Source organism: Gracilibacillus boraciitolerans JCM 21714 (assembly GCF_000521485.1).
Classification (GTDB): domain Bacteria; phylum Bacillota; class Bacilli; order Bacillales; family Amphibacillaceae; genus Gracilibacillus; species Gracilibacillus boraciitolerans.
The window spans coordinates 1-778 of the sequence record NZ_BAVS01000084.1; the positions used below are offsets into that span (position 1 = coordinate 1).

The 778-nt window shown below is 37.5% G+C and carries 2 pseudogenes; both read right to left on the bottom strand.

Annotated features, from left to right (window positions below):
- Nucleotides 1–548 (bottom strand): annotated as a pseudogene (locus tag JCM21714_RS17795) (IS91 family transposase); the annotation flags it as partial.
- A pseudogene (locus JCM21714_RS24965) lies at nt 518–778 on the bottom strand (transposase zinc-binding domain-containing protein); the annotation flags it as partial. The pseudogenes JCM21714_RS24965 and JCM21714_RS17795, both read right to left, overlap by 31 nt.

Here is a 778-nt window from a genome sequence, read left to right on the forward strand (position 1 = left end):
CCATCATAAGATTCTATTCGATATTCAGCTATGGCTGGTCTCGCTAAATATCTTCCTATATACTTCGTTACACCCTTGGCGTTTTTTATTTTCTTTTCCGCATTCACATAAAAGCCATGAGGATAACGGTGATACAGTTCATTTACCAGTTCCATCATTTTTTTGTCATGTGGAAACCATTTTTTCATCAGATCTAAAACGACTTTCTGCCAAGATTTCCGTAAATAATCATACGGAATATAACCACTAGCGACCCACTCATTTTGATTGTCTAATGCGCCTTCTGTTACTAAGGCATGGATATGAGGATTAAACTTTAAGTCTCTTCCAAATGTATGAATCACCGTGATAATACCAGCTCGCATACCTCTCTTTTTACTTCGCTTCGTATAATGATATTGAAAAACTTCCGCCACGAGCTTACTTAATTCATTTAGTTTTTTGCGATCTTCATAGAATACGTTTCGTAATTCCTGCGGAATGGTGAATACCATATGACGATGCGGAACATCGAAAATCATTTCCTGTTGTTTTTCTGCCCAGTCATCTGTGTATTTTTTTCCACATCGGTGGCAGAATCTACTTTTACATGTAAAACAAACAAATCTTGCGACACATCGCCATCACATCCTAGACATTCATATCGCGCATATCCGAGATCCATTGAACCACAGCGCATTGTTTTTTCTACAGCTTCTTTGATATCAGCCCGATAAGTCTCTGGAAAAGATCTAGCATTCAATTCCCAAAATCCAAGAAAGTGCTCTTTTAAAATTTG